This window comes from Sphingomonas crusticola (genome assembly GCF_003391115.1).
GTDB lineage: Bacteria > Pseudomonadota > Alphaproteobacteria > Sphingomonadales > Sphingomonadaceae > Sphingomonas_I > Sphingomonas_I crusticola.
On sequence record NZ_QTJP01000001.1, the window covers coordinates 138,596 to 151,741 of the forward strand.

Sequence of the window (13,146 nt, forward strand, 5' to 3'; positions counted from 1 at the left end):
TCGGTTGGGCTGAGCCTGTCGAAGCCGGACTCACCGCGTTGAGCGCATCGGCCGCACCTGGCTTCGCTAAGTGCGATGTTTTTTAAGGGCTTCAAGCACTGACAGCTACGTCTCTTCGGCGAGCGTATCGACTCAATATCTCAGCGGCGAACCTGAGGTGTTGGCCTTTTTTTCGTTGCCGAAACCCAATCTTCAATGTTCTCTGCGGCATCGGTTACATCGCCAGCGATCCCCGCGGCCCAGGCCTTCATCCAATCCGTAGTGCCATGCCAAAAACGAAGGGCGGGGCCGAACTGCGGTTTGTTGCCGGCCCTATGGTGAAGTCTTTGATGCACTTCGCGCGGCAAAACCTTCAAGAATACCGGATTGTTTTTCCAATGCTGCACGTTCCGGGCGATCCCGTTCAACTCGAACATGTGATGAACGTCCTCGAGCGTTGACGCCAAGCCCAACGTGTGCATTTTTTGTTGCACGGCATATGCTTTTGGAAGAGGCGTCCTTAATGTCCGAGTGACTTTTGAGGCCTTCCGCACAGCCTTAACGCCGAATCCGATCGGAACAGCATCCATCCCGGCCATCGCCGCGTTGAATGCTGCCGATCCATAGTGTCCTTCCTGAAGGTCCGCCACCGCGTCCCATGCCGGCCCGACGATCGGGATGAACTGCTCCGCTAGATTAGGCCGCGCAATTTTAGGCCCGGCCTGGAAATCGTGAAACCTGCCGGCAAGGTCGAAGATCGCTCGCTCGCTCTTTGGCATTGCTCGATTGCTCGAGGAAACTGCACGATTGGCGAAACTCGGACTTTGGTGGCTTACCGATCGTGGCAACGCCGGAGCGCGTTGGAAGGTCTTCGTCTCCAGAAGTCCTTGCTGCGTGCGGAGTGAAGCGTTCTGAGCCAGCAGCGCACCAAGGTCAGGACGTTGTGCCGCAAGAATGATGTCCCTGCCAAGTTGGACCCCCGTATCGGCTGGCCGAGGCAATGAAGGCGGCTCCTTCGTTTCGTCAAAACCCTCGAACAAGGCGCCAAGCCGGTTTCCCGCTTGTTTCAGCCCTCGGTCTCCCGAAGCCTTTGACCAGATATTGTCGTTACCGCCGCTTTTCCGCATCGTTGCTCCGATCGATGGCATGCGCATGCGGCGCTATTCCCTGATGGAAAAAACGAACGCAGCGCAGAAATGAGTTTTGTAGGAAAAATACTTGCTAGCCGCGCAAGCGCGACGGTCGGTTTCTTCTCACAAATCCGCCAAAATGTCAAGAACAAATAAGGAACAAGAAGCATAGCGTCGCCAATGTGGCTGGCAGGACCCGCCTTCGCGGACTGCGCCGCCTGTCCTGCTTTACGCGGCCGATGTGGCGTTTAGTAGCGCGCGGACGTGAAGTAGAGGCCATCGGCAGGCGCATTGAGGCCCAACTTGGTGCGGTCCCTAGCTTCCAGTGCACTGCGCATGTCGTCGACTGCCCAATGTCCCTGACCGACAAGCCCGAGACATCCCACCATGGAGCGCACCTGATGGTGGAGGAATGAGCGCGCCGCCGCTTCGATCAACACCGCATCTCCGTCGCGGCGTACGTCGAGCCGGTCGAGCGACTTAATCGGGCTTTCCGCTTGGCAATGGGCGGAGCGGAAGGTGGTGAAGTCGTGGCGCCCGACCAATGCTTGGGCTGCCTGATGCATTGCATCGACATCCAGCGGCCGGGCGATGCGCCAGGCGCGGCCGGCTTCCAGCGCGAGCGGGGCGCGGCGATTGACGATACGGTAGAGATAATCCCGCCCCACGCACGAGAAGCGCGCGTGCCAATCGTCGGCCACGATTTCGCAAGCGAGGATCGCGACCGGCTGCGGCTTGAGCAGGCCGTTGAGTGCTTCCATTAATCTAAAGGGAGTAATTGGCTTGGCGATGTCGAGGTGTGCGGTCATCGCCAGTGCGTGCACGCCCGCATCGGTGCGGCCGGCGGCGAACAAGGTCGGCGCTTCCCCCGTAGCCGTGTCGGCGGCTTCCTCGATCGCCTGCTGAACCGAAGGTCCGTGCGCCTGCCGCTGCCAGCCCATGAAGGGGCGGCCGTCATATTCCACCGTCAGGCGGAAGCGCGTCATGCCAGCCGCGTGCCGGCCGGAATGGCAAAGCCGCGCAGTAGTTCGTCGGCCGACATCACGCCGCGGCCGGCGCGCTGAACCTTGGTGGGGCGGATCGCTCCCTTCCCGCAGCTAATTATCAGATTGTCGGACACCGCTCCCGCCACGCCCTCGCCCTCGACAAGCGCGGCGGCCAGGATGCGGATGCGCTCGCCGTCATGCTCGAACCAGGCGCCCGGCGTGGGGGCGAAGGCGCGGATCTGGCGCTCGACCTGGACGGCACCGACGGTGAAATCCAGCCGCGCCTCGGCCTTGTCGATCTTGGGGGCGTAAGTAACGCCCTCGTCCGGCTGAGGCTGGGCAGGGAAGGCGCCGGGATCGGCCAGCACCTCCACCATCATCGCCGCGCCGATCTTGGCGAGTTCAGCGGTCAGCGTGCCGGCATCCTTGTTACCGATCGGCGTGCGCTCGACCGCCAGCATGTCGCCCGTATCGAGTCCGGCTTCCATCGCCATGATGGTGACGCCGGTTTCTTCGTCGCCGGCCAGGATCGCGCGCTGGACCGGCGCGGCACCGCGCCAACGCGGGAGCAGGGAGGCGTGAACGTTAAGGCAGTCCCACACGGGTGCGTCCAATATCTCTTGCGGAAGGATCAGGCCGTAGGCGGCAACGATGGCCGCGTCGGGCTCGAGCGCGGTAAAGGCGGCCTGTGCTTCCGCATCGCGCAGCGACTTCGGCGAATATAGGGGGATCCCCAGCGCCTCCGCTCGCAGCTGGACGGGGGAGGGGCGGTCCGCCTTGCCACGTCCGGCCGGCCGTGGGGGTTGCGTGTAAACGGCGACGATATCGTGGCCGGCGCCCTGGAGCGCGTCGAGCGTCGGCACCGCGAACTCGGGCGTTCCCATGAATATGATCCGCATGGCGTCGCCTTCACCACAAAGCCGCCTCACTTTCCACCTCCGTCAACGGCGCTTCGCGCTGTTGCAACGACGTTCGATCCCGCGAAGGCGGAATCACCAGATCGCGCCACGCCGCGGAATGGATGCCGGCCTCCAAGGAAAGGACGGGTGAGGGGGCTGGGCGCTCAGCAAGTTAAGGGTGACGAAGGGCGGGGGAGCCCCTATTTGTTCCGACAATGGCTTCTCCAGAAATCGATGCGCTGACGCAGGCGCTTGCCCGACTGCCAGGGCTTGGGCCGCGCTCGGCGCGGCGGGCGGTGCTGCATCTGCTGAAGAAACGGGAGGCGGCGCTGGCGCCGCTGCAGCGCGCGCTGGCAGCGGTAAGCGAAAAATTGGCGAGCTGCTCGACCTGCGGCAATGTCGACACGTCGGATCCGTGCGCGATCTGTGCCGATCCGCGCCGCGACGCGCGCATGTTGTGCGTGGTCGAAGAGGTCGCCGATCTGTGGGCACTTGATCGCACGCGGCTGTTTCCTGGTCGGTTTCACGTGCTCGGCGGCCGGCTGGCGGCGCTGGAGGGCGTACGGCCGGAGGATCTCACCATCGACAGCCTCGTCGGCCGGATCGAGCGCGGCGGCATCGACGAAGTCGTGCTGGCGATGAATGCCACGCTCGAGGGTCAGACTACCGCCCATTATATCGCCGAGCGGATCGACCGCTTCCCGGTGCGCGTGACGCAGCTGGCCCATGGGCTGCCGGTCGGCGGCGAGCTCGATTATCTGGACGAAGGCACGCTTGCTCAAGCGCTGCGCGCACGCCGGCCGGTGGCTTAATCCCTCCGTCGATTTGCGCTATGGTGTGTAAGGATCCTGGCTTCCGCCGGGAGGACGGGGGCAGGGCAGATGGGCGTCACGGGGATTGGCGGTTTCTTCTTCCGGGCGCAGGACCCGAAGGCGCTCGGCGAATGGTACGCGACGCATCTCGGCGTCGGCACCGGCGACTATGGCGTGTGGCAGACGCAGGCGGGCACGTCGGTCTTCTCCCCATTTAAAGCGGACACGGACTATTTCGGCGCGGACAAGCAATGGATGCTGAACTTGCGTGTGGATGGGCTTGACGATCTGCTTGCCAGGCTACGCGCCGCAGACATCGAGATCATCACCAAGCCCGAATGGGACGTGCCGGGTCTTGGCCGATTCGCCCGCATTCACGATCCCGAAGGCAATCCGATCGAGCTGTGGCAACCCGACCTTGAAGGCGGCCCGTCCGCAGCTTAGATTGGCGCCATGGCTATTCGTCCGATCATCGAGGCACCCGATCCCCGGCTGCGCGTGAAATCCACTCCTGTGGAGACGGTTGACGATGATCTGCGCGCTCTGATCGCCGACATGTTCGAGACGATGTACGCGGCACCCGGTATCGGCCTGGCTGCGATCCAGGTCGGCGTGCCCAAGCGCGTGCTGGTGATCGACCTGCAGGAAGCGGAGGATGCCGAAGGCCAGCCGATACGCAAGCCTTTGGTCTTCATCAATCCCGAGCTGACGGATCCTTCGACCGACCGCAATATCTATAATGAGGGCTGCCTGTCGGTGCCCGATCAATATGCCGAGGTCGAGCGTCCCGCCACAATCCGGGCGCGCTGGCTCGATGCGAATGGCGTCCAGCATGACGAGTTGATCGATGGCATGCTGGCGACCTGCCTCCAGCATGAGATGGATCATCTCGAGGGCATTCTATTCATCGATTATCTCTCGCGCCTGAAGCGCGAGATGGTCCTCAAGAAGCTCGAAAAGTCACGGCGCCAGAGCAAGGCGGCGTAGGCCGGCCCCGCGGCCGCTTCGATCCCGCCGCATATATTAAAAGCGGCGTTGGCTAGCCGATTTCATTTCCAGCGCGTTAGGTTTCCGATCGAACGACTGCGGCAGCGTCGCGGCCCGTAGCCCTCTACGAGCTTCGTTGAGCGGCGTGCCCGCGCCGTGACCCCACGTATAGGAAGCGAGCATGACAAAGACGGCTTTGGTAGTGGGCGTGAGCGGTATCGTCGGCAGCGCGACGGCAACCTTGCTTGTGGACCGAGGCTGGCAGGTGTCCGGCCTGGCGCGTCGCCCCACGGGCCAGGCCGGGGTGCAGCCGATCTGCGCCGATCTTCAAGACGTGGATGCCACCGCGCGCGCGCTGACCGACCTGCGGCCGGATGCGGTGTTCATCACCACCTGGCTGCGGCAGGACAGCGAGGCGGAGAATATCCGCGTCAATTCCGCGATGGTGCGCAATCTCCTCGACGGCCTGCCGAAGCCTACGGCACCGCGCCACGTCGCGCTGGTGACCGGCCTCAAACATTATCTCGGCCCGTTCGAGGCTTATGGCAAAGGCGCTCTCCCGCAGACCCCGTTTCGCGAGGAACAGGGCAGGCTGGACGTCGAAAATTTCTACTATGCTCAGGAGGACGAGGTCTTTGCGGCCGCGGCGCGCGACGGCTTCACTTGGAGCGTCCACCGGCCGCACACGGTCATTGGCAAGGCGGTCGGCAACGCGATGAACATGGGCACCACGCTCGCGGTCTACGCCACACTCTGCCGCGAGACAGGCCGTCCCTTTGCCTTCCCCGGATCCGCCGCGCAGTGGAACGGTCTTACGGACATGACCGATGCGCGCCAGCTTGCGCGCCACATGCTGTGGGCAGCGACCACGCCGGAGGCCGCGAATGAGGCGTTCAACGTCGTCAATGGCGATGTCTTCCGCTGGAGCTGGATGTGGGGCCGTATCGCCAATTGGTTCGGGATCGCCGCCACGCCTTTCGATGGCATCGTACGGCCCCTTGAGCAGCAGATGGACGGCGACGCCGGCTTATGGCGCACCATCGCCGAACGCGAGGGGCTGGTCGAACTGGATCTCAGCCGCCTGGCATCGCCATGGCATACCGACGCAGATCTTGGCCGGCCGATCGAGGTCGTGACCGACATGTCGAAGAGCCGCCGGCTGGGATTCACCGAATATCAGCCGACGGACGATGCATTCTTCGATCTGTTCGCCCAGCTACGCAATGACCGCCTGATTCCTTGAGGACCTGGCCAAGCGAGTGGGGTGGTCTCTGTAGCCTAGCCGGGCTCGGGGGGTCCGAATGGAATATGGCGGCGACCAAGCTAAGCGGCTCGAATGAGTTCGCGGATACGGTCCGCGTCGGCCTCTGATACGGGATTGTAGACAATCATCCCCAATTCGGGTCGCCCCTCCACCGCGAACGACGAAAATTCGAGCTCGAGCGGACCGGCCTGCGGGTGGCGGATCCGCTTCGACCCTTCGCTGTGCGCCACCACTTCATTGTCCTGCCACAGCATCGCAAATTCAGGGCTGAGGCGGCATAGCTCCTCGACCAAGCGGGAGACTTCCTCGCTGCCGCTCGCCCCGGCGCGCGATACGTCCGTACGAAAGGCGCCGACCACGAACCGCGCGACGCTCTGCCAATCTTCCTGTTTGGCGCGCACGCGCGACGTGCCGAACATCAGGCGCAGGATGTTGCGCTGCTCGCGGGGCAGTTTCGAATAATCTGTCAGCAGCGCGGACGCAGCCTTGTTCCAGGCGAGCACGTCCCAGGTCGCGCTTTTGACGATCGCGGGGCTGAATTCCATCGCATCCAGCACGCGCTGCAAGCGCGGCGACACGCCGTCGACCGGTCGATATCGCACCTCCGGAGGCCGCCCAAGACCGAGCATGTAAAGGTGCTCACGCTCCGGCTCGGTCAGCATCATGCCCTTGGCGATGCGATCGAGTACTGCGGCCGACGGCGCGCCGCCGCGGCCTTGTTCGAGCCAGGTATACCAGGCCGCGCTGATGTTCGATCGCTGGGCTACCTCTTCGCGGCGCAGACCAGGGGTTCGACGGCGTCCGCTCGCCAGCCCAAAGGCGGCAGGGTCGAGCCGTGTGCGACGATCGCGGAGGTACGACCCTAAAGAGTTGGTTGGTGCGCTCACGGGAAACCTGTTGATCGTTATACCACGATAAGATCACTACTTTAACAGGATCATGCGTAGCGCAAGAGCGCCTCACGCACAATCGGAGGTATAGCATGCGCGTCTTTCTTACCGGAGCAACCGGCTTCATCGGCTCTCATATTCTGCCGCAACTGCTCGATGCCGGCCACAAGGTGCTTGGATTGACGCGCTCCGATGAGGGCGCCCGCGCACTGGAGGAGGCCGGAGCTCAAACGCATCTCGGTACTCTCGAAGATCTCGACAGCCTAAGGCGCGGGGCGGCACAAGCGGACGCCGTGATGCATACCGCTTTTGATCACGATTTTTCGCGTTTCGCCGAGAATTGCGAGAAGGATCGCCGCGTGATCGAAGCCATCGGCGCGGTGCTTGCGGGCTCGGCGCGCCCGTTCATCATCACGTCCGGCGTGGGGCTGGGCAGCGTTGGCGCCGGGCAATTGGCGATCGAGCAGGCGGTCGACTGGCATCATCCCAATCCGCGCGTCGCATCAGAGCAGGCGGGCGCGGCTGCGCTGGAAAAAGGTGCTTCGGTAGCCGTCGTGCGCCTCCCGCAGGTGCATGATACGAAGAAGCAGGGCCTCATCACGCCATTTATCGAGCTGAGCCGGGCTAAGCGTATGTCGGCTTATATCGGCGAGGGTGCCAACCGCTTTGCGGCAGCACACGTTACGGACGTAGCCCGGCTCTATCGGCTGGCGTTAGAGCATCACGAGCCCGGTGCCCGTTATCATGCGGTCGCGGAAGAAGGCGTGCCGCTACGGCAAATCGCGGAGGCGGTGGGCGCCGGGCTCGAAGTGCCGGTGGTGTCCTTGTCGTCCGAGCAGGCCGCCGATCATTTCGGCTGGCTCGCAATGTTCGCCGGTCTCGATCTTGCCGCGTCGAGTAGCTGGACGCGCGAGCGGCTGGGATGGCAACCGACGGGCCCGGGGCTCATCGCTGACCTCGAGCGCATGGACTATCGCATCGCCGACGCTGGTTAATTTCCTAGTGTCGCGAGCGCGCGGCGGCAATCTTCGACGCATTCGCGGCACATTTGCGCGCAGCGCTTGCAATGGTCGTGGTCGTGCTTGTCGCACTCCTCCGCGCACCAGGTGCAGATGTCGATACAGGTGCGCAGCATCGCCCCCAGCCCGGCATCATTATTTCCAGTCCGCCGCACTGCCATGCGCGATGTCGCCGTACAGGCGTCGGCCGTATCCATGCACACCCGAATGCACTGGCGCATGTCCATCTCTTCCGCCGAGCAGGCGTCGGCGCAGGCGGTGGCGATCACGGCGCAATACATGGCGTGTTTGGCGGCTTCAGCGAGGGGCTCGTTGATATGGCCGCCCGCCGACGGGTGCGACGCGATCATCTTGCGGATGGACATGGGCTCTCCTCTACGGGCTTCTTATTCCTATACACTGCGCCCGCCGATGCGTTCCGTCCAGACGCTGCATAAGGATCATCTCAAGCGACTTGAGCACAGCGACGGGGGGCGCTAGGTTCGCATTTCGTTCCGGGGTGAGATGAAATGGGCTTGGCGCTGGCAATCGGACTATTGGCATTGCTCGCCGGCTTGGCGGTCGGCTGGTTCGCGCGTGCGAGCGCCGCCGCCAAGACCGAAGCGCAGGCGGCCGAAGTGCCGCAGCTGCGCATTCAGCTCGGCGAAGTCACTGCAACCCGCGACGCGGCTTTGCGCGATCTGGCGGTCGAACGCGCCGCCATGGGCGAGCGCGCGCAGGCGTTCGAGGCACGACTGACCGAGTTGCGCGAAGCCAAAGAGGCGCTGTCGGCGCAGTTCAGCGAAGTCGGCGCCAAATTGCTCGGCGATGCGCAGCGCCAGTTCCTCGAGCGCGCCGACCAGCGGTTTGCGCAGGCCGGTGAGAAGACCGACGCACAGCTGAAGGCATTGCTGACACCGGTCGAGACAACGCTTAAACGCTATGAGGAAGGGCTGGCCAAGGTCGAGAAGGAACGCGTCGGCAGTTACGAAGCGCTCAAAGAAGCTGCGATAGGTCTCGCCCAAGGCAACGATATCGTTCGTAAAGAGACGGCGCGGCTTACCAATGTGCTGCGCTCCAGCCCAAAGCATCGCGGTCGTTGGGGCGAGCAGCAATTGCGCACCATCCTTGAATCCGCGGGGTTGGCGGAGAATGTCGATTTTGAGCTGGAGGCCACGGTTTCCGACGGCGAGCGCCAACTACGGCCCGATTGCGTGATCAAGCTGCCAGGCGGACGCTGCATCGTCATCGACGTCAAATGCCCGCTGACCGCTTTCGAGCAGGCCTTCGACGAGGAAGATGAGGCACGGCGCGGGGAGCTGCTGCTCGCACATGCAACCGCGATGCGCTCCTATGCCACTGACCTTGGTCGCAAATCTTACTGGAAGCAGTTTGATCTTTCGCCTGATTTTGTCATCATGTTCATCCCCGGCGAGCATTTCCTGTCGGCAGCCGCAGAGCGCGCCCCGGAACTGATCGAGCAGGCCTTTCGCGGCGGCGTGATCATCGCCTCCACCATTAACATGCTCGCGCTCGCCAAGGTGATGGCGGGAATGTGGCGGCAAGAGGGGCTGGCCAAGCAGGCCGAAGAAGTCGGGCGGCTCGGCAAGGAGCTCTATGCCCGGTTGCAGACTATGGGCCGGCATGTCGATCGGCTGGGCCGCAATCTCAACCAGGCGACGGGTGCCTACAATGATTTCGTCGGCAGCCTTGAGAGCCAGGTGATGACGCAGGCCAAACGGTTCGAGGCGCTGAGCGTGGAGACTGGCGGCAAGCCGATCGAGCCGCTGACTATGATCGACACCGCGGTACGCCCGCTCGCCAAGCTTTCGACCGGCGCACTTCCCGATTACCCGGCGGAGGCGGCAGAGTAAGGGCTGGTGCAAACGGCCGGTACAGCGCCGCCGGCGCCGCATCCGCTGACACGCTGCCTAGGCGTGCTCGGCATCCTGTTCCTGACCTTGTCCGCAACGACACCAGCCTCATCGGTGTTCATAATCGTGCCGGGTATGCTGCAGACGGCGGGAACGGGGACGTTGTGGGCATTCCTGCTGGCGGCGCTGGTCTGCATCGCCACCGCTTACGTCTATGCCGAACTGTCCTCGGCTTTCCCGGTCGCGGGTGGCGAATATGTGATGGTGGCGCGCACGCTCGGGCCGCTGCCGGGCTTCGTCATCCTCGGCATCAACGTATTCAACAACATACTTTTCCCGCCAGTAGTGGGGCTGGGGGTAAGCGCGGTGCTGGGCCTGGTCATTCCGGGGCTGCCGCAGATTCCAACCGCGATCGCGGTGGTGGCGGGCTCGACGCTGTGCGGAATGCTCAACATCCGCGTGAATGCGATCGTCACCGGTATCTTCCTCGCGGTCGAAATGGTGGCCCTGGCAGTTTTGGTCGCGCTCGGGCTGATCGCGCCGGCGCGCGGCATCGCGACGATGCTGGCGCATCCAACGATGCTCGCGGAAGGCGCGATGGTGTCGACGTCGCTCTCTTCGATCGGATTGGCGACCACGATCGCGATCTTCGCGCTCAACGGTTACGGTATGGCGGTCTATTTCGGCGAGGAGATGCACGACGCCCGCCGCAAGATCGCCCGCGTGATCCTGATCTCGTTCGGCCTGTCGTTGCTGTTGGAGCTGGCGCCGGTGATCGCCCTGTTGGTGGGCGCGTCCGATCTGCGCGCGACCTTCGCGGCCGACGATCCGTTCGGCCAGTTCGTTGCGGTGCGCGGCGGCACATGGCTTTCGCAGATGGTAGCGATCGGGGTGGTGATCGCGATCGTCAATGCGGTAATCGTGACTCTGCTCGCCTCTGCGCGCTTCTTCTGGAGCACCGGGAGGGACCTCGTGTGGGGCTATCGCTTCGACGAATATATCGGCGCGGTCCATCCGCGTTGGGGCAGCCCGTGGATTGCGACCCTCATCGTCGGGGCGGTAGGCGTTGCCTGCTGCTTCATCAGCCTTAAATTCCTGTTGATCCTCAATGGCGGGGGACTGATCGTGACCTATGGCGCGATCAGCCTCGCCGCCATCGTCGGGCGCCGCCGCGGCACGACCGCCGGTGGCGCCTATCGCATGCCGCTCTTCCCGCTGGCGCCGCTCTTCACCCTGCTGGCGCTGAGCTACATAATCGTCGCGACCTGGCAGGATGTGGAGGAGGGGCGCCCGGGCATGATCGCGACCGCCGCGCAGATAGTCGGCGCGGCGGCCTATTACTGGCTGGTGCTGAAGCGGCGGGGCAACTGGACCGTGCGGGAGCCTGCGGACTGGCGGTCCTGAAGGCTCTCGCATAGCCAATCTCAACCGAGCCGGATCGACAGCTCGACATCGGCCGCGAACGGCACCGAGAGATAGCCGCGCTCCGGCGCGCGAACCTGCGCCAGATAGTCGGGGCTATAATCGGCATTGTCGGCCACGATCAGTGCCCCGGGGCGCAGCCGCCTTTCGACGAGCTCGAGGATATCAGGATAGAGGCCCTTGGCGCCGTCGAGCAGCAGGAGATCAACCGTATCGGGCAGGTCGACAGCGAGGGTTTCCAGCGCGTCGCCCTCGCGAAATTCCACCAGATCGACGAGGCCAGCGGCGGTGAGGTTCGCCCGCGCGCTGGCGATCTTGGACGGTTCGAATTCGCTGGTGATGAGCCGTCCGCCCCCATTGTCGCGTAGCGCGGCGGCGAGATGGAGCGTCGATACGCCGAACGACGTCCCGAACTCGACGACGTTGCGAGCCCGCATGCTGCGTGCCAGCATGTAAAGCAGGATGGCGGTCTCGCGCGATACGGCGAGCGGCGCGTCCTTAAGCAAGCTGTAAAGCTCACGATATTCGGTCTTGCTCTGCATCAGCCGCTGCCGCTCCTCGGGGGACATGCTGTCGACGGCAGGGATGTCGAGCCGCCAGGAGCGATCGGCGTCGATCAGGCCGTCCAGCACGGTGGTGAGCGACGCGGTAGTGAGCGTGGTCATTCGATTTCTCCGAAATTCGGGGCGTTCTTGCGACCCGCATAGAATGCGACTAATCCGTCAGTTTCGCTATTCGCATTCCGGGAGGCGGCCGTGAACGAGCCGAGAAAGTCGCGGATTTCTGCGCTTAAAGAGCCGAAGCAGGCCCGTTCGATCGAGCTTGTCGCGGCCATCTTGGAAGCGGCTGTTCATGTTTTAGAGCGCGAAGGTGCACAGCGTTTCACAACCGCGCGAGTCGCTGAGAAAGCGGGGGTCAGCGTCGGCTCACTCTATCAATATTTCCCGAACAAGGCCGCGATCCTGTTCCGGCTGCAGAGCGACGAATGGCGCGAGACGATGGACATGCTCCGCGCGATTCTCGACGATACAGGCCGCCCGCCGCTCGATCGGCTGCGGGCGCTGGTCCACGCCTTCATTCGTTCCGAATGCGCGGAAGCGGGAATGCGCACGGCGCTCGACGACGCCGCGCCGCTTTACCGCAATGCGCCCGAGGCGCAGGCCGCCAAGGCCGGGAGCGACCGCATCTTCCTGCACTTCATGCGCGAAGCGCTGCCGCACGCGGTCGACGCGGAGCAGGAGTTAGCCGCCGACATGATCAAGGCGACGCTGAGCAATGTCGGCGCAAATTTCTCGGCCTCACCGCGCACCGAGGCCGAAATTGCGCGCTATGGCGATGCCATGGCCGACATGTTCTGCGCCTATCTGCGCGACATCTGTTGATCCGGAAGATCCGATCCCGCGCCGCCGATGCGTCGATCAACTCCTGGCCAGGACGGCGAGGCATCGCTGCTTATACTGGCGCAGCGCGGGGTCATTGACGGCGTGAACCGCGCGGGAGGCGCGTTCGCGAAAGCGGGTAAGGTCGGCAGTCCTAGGTTCGATCGCGCGATCCTGGCACAGCCACGCAGGGCGCGGCAGGCGGGAGTCGGCCCTTTCGAGGGAAAAAACCGCATGCGGATTGATCTGGAGAGCGTCGCTCAGCGCCTTGCTGATCCCTTCCGCCCTGGCGCCATCGGTACCATGATACAGGGCCGCGACCACATTCAGCCATCGCACATCCCCTTTGGCCGCTTCATCCAGGATATGATCGAATTGCGGCTCGGACAGGCGGTGGTCGACGAATGCAGCTCCGTCATGCCCAATCATCTGCTGGAGGGTGGTCGGCGTCAGCTGCCGGCCTGACGCCGGCATAGCGGCGAAGCATGCGAGGAGCGCCGCGCGTAACGGGATCGATCGCTTCATT

General features: G+C 63.8%; 15 protein-coding genes. 8 read left to right on the forward strand and 7 right to left on the reverse strand.

Annotation, left to right across the window (positions count from 1 at the left end; genetic code table 11):
- Positions 1–140: 140 nt before the first annotated feature.
- From DX905_RS15885 to fmt, 3 genes are all read right to left on the reverse strand, one after another.
- Positions 141–1,133, reverse strand: a complete 993-nt coding sequence (locus DX905_RS15885) for a hypothetical protein (protein ID WP_162875401.1) — start codon at positions 1,131–1,133, stop codon at positions 141–143.
- Between the two features lie 224 nt (positions 1,134–1,357).
- On the reverse strand, positions 1,358–2,095 hold the full coding sequence (truA, locus tag DX905_RS00685; protein ID WP_116089613.1) for a tRNA pseudouridine(38-40) synthase TruA: 738 nt from the start codon (positions 2,093–2,095) through the stop codon (positions 1,358–1,360).
- Positions 2,092–2,994, reverse strand: a complete 903-nt coding sequence (gene fmt, locus DX905_RS00690; RefSeq protein WP_116089614.1) for a methionyl-tRNA formyltransferase — start codon at positions 2,992–2,994, stop codon at positions 2,092–2,094. Before fmt ends, truA begins: the two co-directional genes overlap by 4 nt.
- 215 nt (positions 2,995–3,209) lie before the next feature.
- Here fmt and recR point away from each other — a divergent pair, with 215 nt between their 5' ends.
- The 4 genes from recR (at position 3,210) to DX905_RS00710 (ending at position 6,036) form a co-directional block, all read left to right on the forward strand.
- The gene (gene recR / locus DX905_RS00695) at positions 3,210–3,806 is read left to right on the forward strand and encodes a recombination mediator RecR (protein ID WP_116089615.1); all 597 of its coding nucleotides are present in this window, start codon (positions 3,210–3,212) and stop codon (positions 3,804–3,806) included.
- Between the two features lie 69 nt (positions 3,807–3,875).
- On the forward strand, positions 3,876–4,250 hold the full coding sequence (locus DX905_RS00700; RefSeq protein ID WP_116089616.1) for a VOC family protein: 375 nt from the start codon (positions 3,876–3,878) through the stop codon (positions 4,248–4,250).
- Positions 4,251–4,259: 9 nt separating this feature from the next.
- A complete protein-coding gene (gene def / locus DX905_RS00705; protein ID WP_116089617.1) occupies positions 4,260–4,793 on the forward strand; it encodes a peptide deformylase in 534 nt (177 codons plus the stop codon).
- A 181-nt stretch (positions 4,794–4,974) separates the two neighbouring features.
- Positions 4,975–6,036: an SDR family oxidoreductase gene (locus DX905_RS00710; RefSeq protein ID WP_116089618.1), complete on the forward strand. Its 1,062-nt coding sequence runs from the start codon at positions 4,975–4,977 to the stop codon at positions 6,034–6,036.
- 80 nt (positions 6,037–6,116) lie between these two features.
- On the opposite strand, the gene DX905_RS00715 is transcribed toward DX905_RS00710, so the two are convergent.
- Positions 6,117–6,944, reverse strand: a complete 828-nt coding sequence (locus DX905_RS00715; protein ID WP_116089619.1) for a helix-turn-helix transcriptional regulator — start codon at positions 6,942–6,944, stop codon at positions 6,117–6,119.
- Positions 6,945–7,039: 95 nt separating this feature from the next.
- Here DX905_RS00715 and DX905_RS00720 point away from each other — a divergent pair, with 95 nt between their 5' ends.
- A complete protein-coding gene (locus tag DX905_RS00720; RefSeq protein WP_116089620.1) occupies positions 7,040–7,942 on the forward strand; it encodes an SDR family oxidoreductase in 903 nt (300 codons plus the stop codon).
- Here the strand turns inward: DX905_RS00720 and DX905_RS00725 are convergent.
- Complete coding sequence (locus DX905_RS00725) at positions 7,939–8,331, reverse strand: four-helix bundle copper-binding protein (RefSeq protein ID WP_116089621.1); 393 nt, start codon at positions 8,329–8,331, stop codon at positions 7,939–7,941. The genes DX905_RS00720 and DX905_RS00725 overlap by 4 nt on opposite strands.
- A 144-nt stretch (positions 8,332–8,475) precedes the next feature.
- Between DX905_RS00725 and DX905_RS00730 the strand changes: the two genes are divergently transcribed.
- Positions 8,476–9,819, forward strand: coding sequence for a DNA recombination protein RmuC (locus tag DX905_RS00730; protein WP_116089622.1), 1,344 nt, complete (start codon positions 8,476–8,478; stop codon positions 9,817–9,819).
- Between the two features lie 6 nt (positions 9,820–9,825).
- The gene (locus DX905_RS00735) at positions 9,826–11,223 is read left to right on the forward strand and encodes an APC family permease (RefSeq protein WP_205412169.1); all 1,398 of its coding nucleotides are present in this window, start codon (positions 9,826–9,828) and stop codon (positions 11,221–11,223) included.
- Positions 11,224–11,243: 20 nt separating this feature from the next.
- On the opposite strand, the gene DX905_RS00740 is transcribed toward DX905_RS00735, so the two are convergent.
- Positions 11,244–11,906 (reverse strand): O-methyltransferase, encoded by a 663-nt coding sequence (locus DX905_RS00740; RefSeq protein WP_116089623.1) that lies wholly within the window; start codon positions 11,904–11,906, stop codon positions 11,244–11,246.
- A gap of 90 nt (positions 11,907–11,996) precedes the next feature.
- Here DX905_RS00740 and DX905_RS00745 point away from each other — a divergent pair, with 90 nt between their 5' ends.
- Positions 11,997–12,623: a TetR/AcrR family transcriptional regulator gene (locus DX905_RS00745; RefSeq protein ID WP_116089624.1), complete on the forward strand. Its 627-nt coding sequence runs from the start codon at positions 11,997–11,999 to the stop codon at positions 12,621–12,623.
- A 36-nt stretch (positions 12,624–12,659) separates the two neighbouring features.
- Here the strand turns inward: DX905_RS00745 and DX905_RS00750 are convergent, their stop codons facing one another.
- Complete coding sequence (locus DX905_RS00750) at positions 12,660–13,145, reverse strand: hypothetical protein (RefSeq protein ID WP_116089625.1); 486 nt, start codon at positions 13,143–13,145, stop codon at positions 12,660–12,662.
- Position 13,146: the final 1 nt, after the last annotated feature.

Bases quoted from the DNA above. Each gene is read 5' to 3' on its own strand.
- DX905_RS15885 (WP_162875401.1), bottom strand. From the start codon at position 1,133: ATGCGCATGCCATCGATCGGAGCAACGATGCGGAAAAGCGGCGGTAAC.
- truA (WP_116089613.1), bottom strand. From the start codon at position 2,095: ATGACGCGCTTCCGCCTGACGGTGGAATATGACGGCCGCCCCTTCATG.
- fmt (WP_116089614.1), bottom strand. From the start codon at position 2,994: ATGCGGATCATATTCATGGGAACGCCCGAGTTCGCGGTGCCGACGCTC.
- recR (WP_116089615.1), top strand. From the start codon at position 3,210: ATGGCTTCTCCAGAAATCGATGCGCTGACGCAGGCGCTTGCCCGACTG.
- DX905_RS00700 (WP_116089616.1), top strand. From the start codon at position 3,876: ATGGGCGTCACGGGGATTGGCGGTTTCTTCTTCCGGGCGCAGGACCCG.
- def (WP_116089617.1), top strand. From the start codon at position 4,260: ATGGCTATTCGTCCGATCATCGAGGCACCCGATCCCCGGCTGCGCGTG.
- DX905_RS00710 (WP_116089618.1), top strand. From the start codon at position 4,975: ATGACAAAGACGGCTTTGGTAGTGGGCGTGAGCGGTATCGTCGGCAGC.
- DX905_RS00720 (WP_116089620.1), top strand. From the start codon at position 7,040: ATGCGCGTCTTTCTTACCGGAGCAACCGGCTTCATCGGCTCTCATATT.
- DX905_RS00725 (WP_116089621.1), bottom strand. From the start codon at position 8,331: ATGTCCATCCGCAAGATGATCGCGTCGCACCCGTCGGCGGGCGGCCAT.
- DX905_RS00730 (WP_116089622.1), top strand. From the start codon at position 8,476: ATGGGCTTGGCGCTGGCAATCGGACTATTGGCATTGCTCGCCGGCTTG.
- DX905_RS00740 (WP_116089623.1), bottom strand. From the start codon at position 11,906: ATGACCACGCTCACTACCGCGTCGCTCACCACCGTGCTGGACGGCCTG.
- DX905_RS00750 (WP_116089625.1), bottom strand. From the start codon at position 13,145: ATGAAGCGATCGATCCCGTTACGCGCGGCGCTCCTCGCATGCTTCGCC.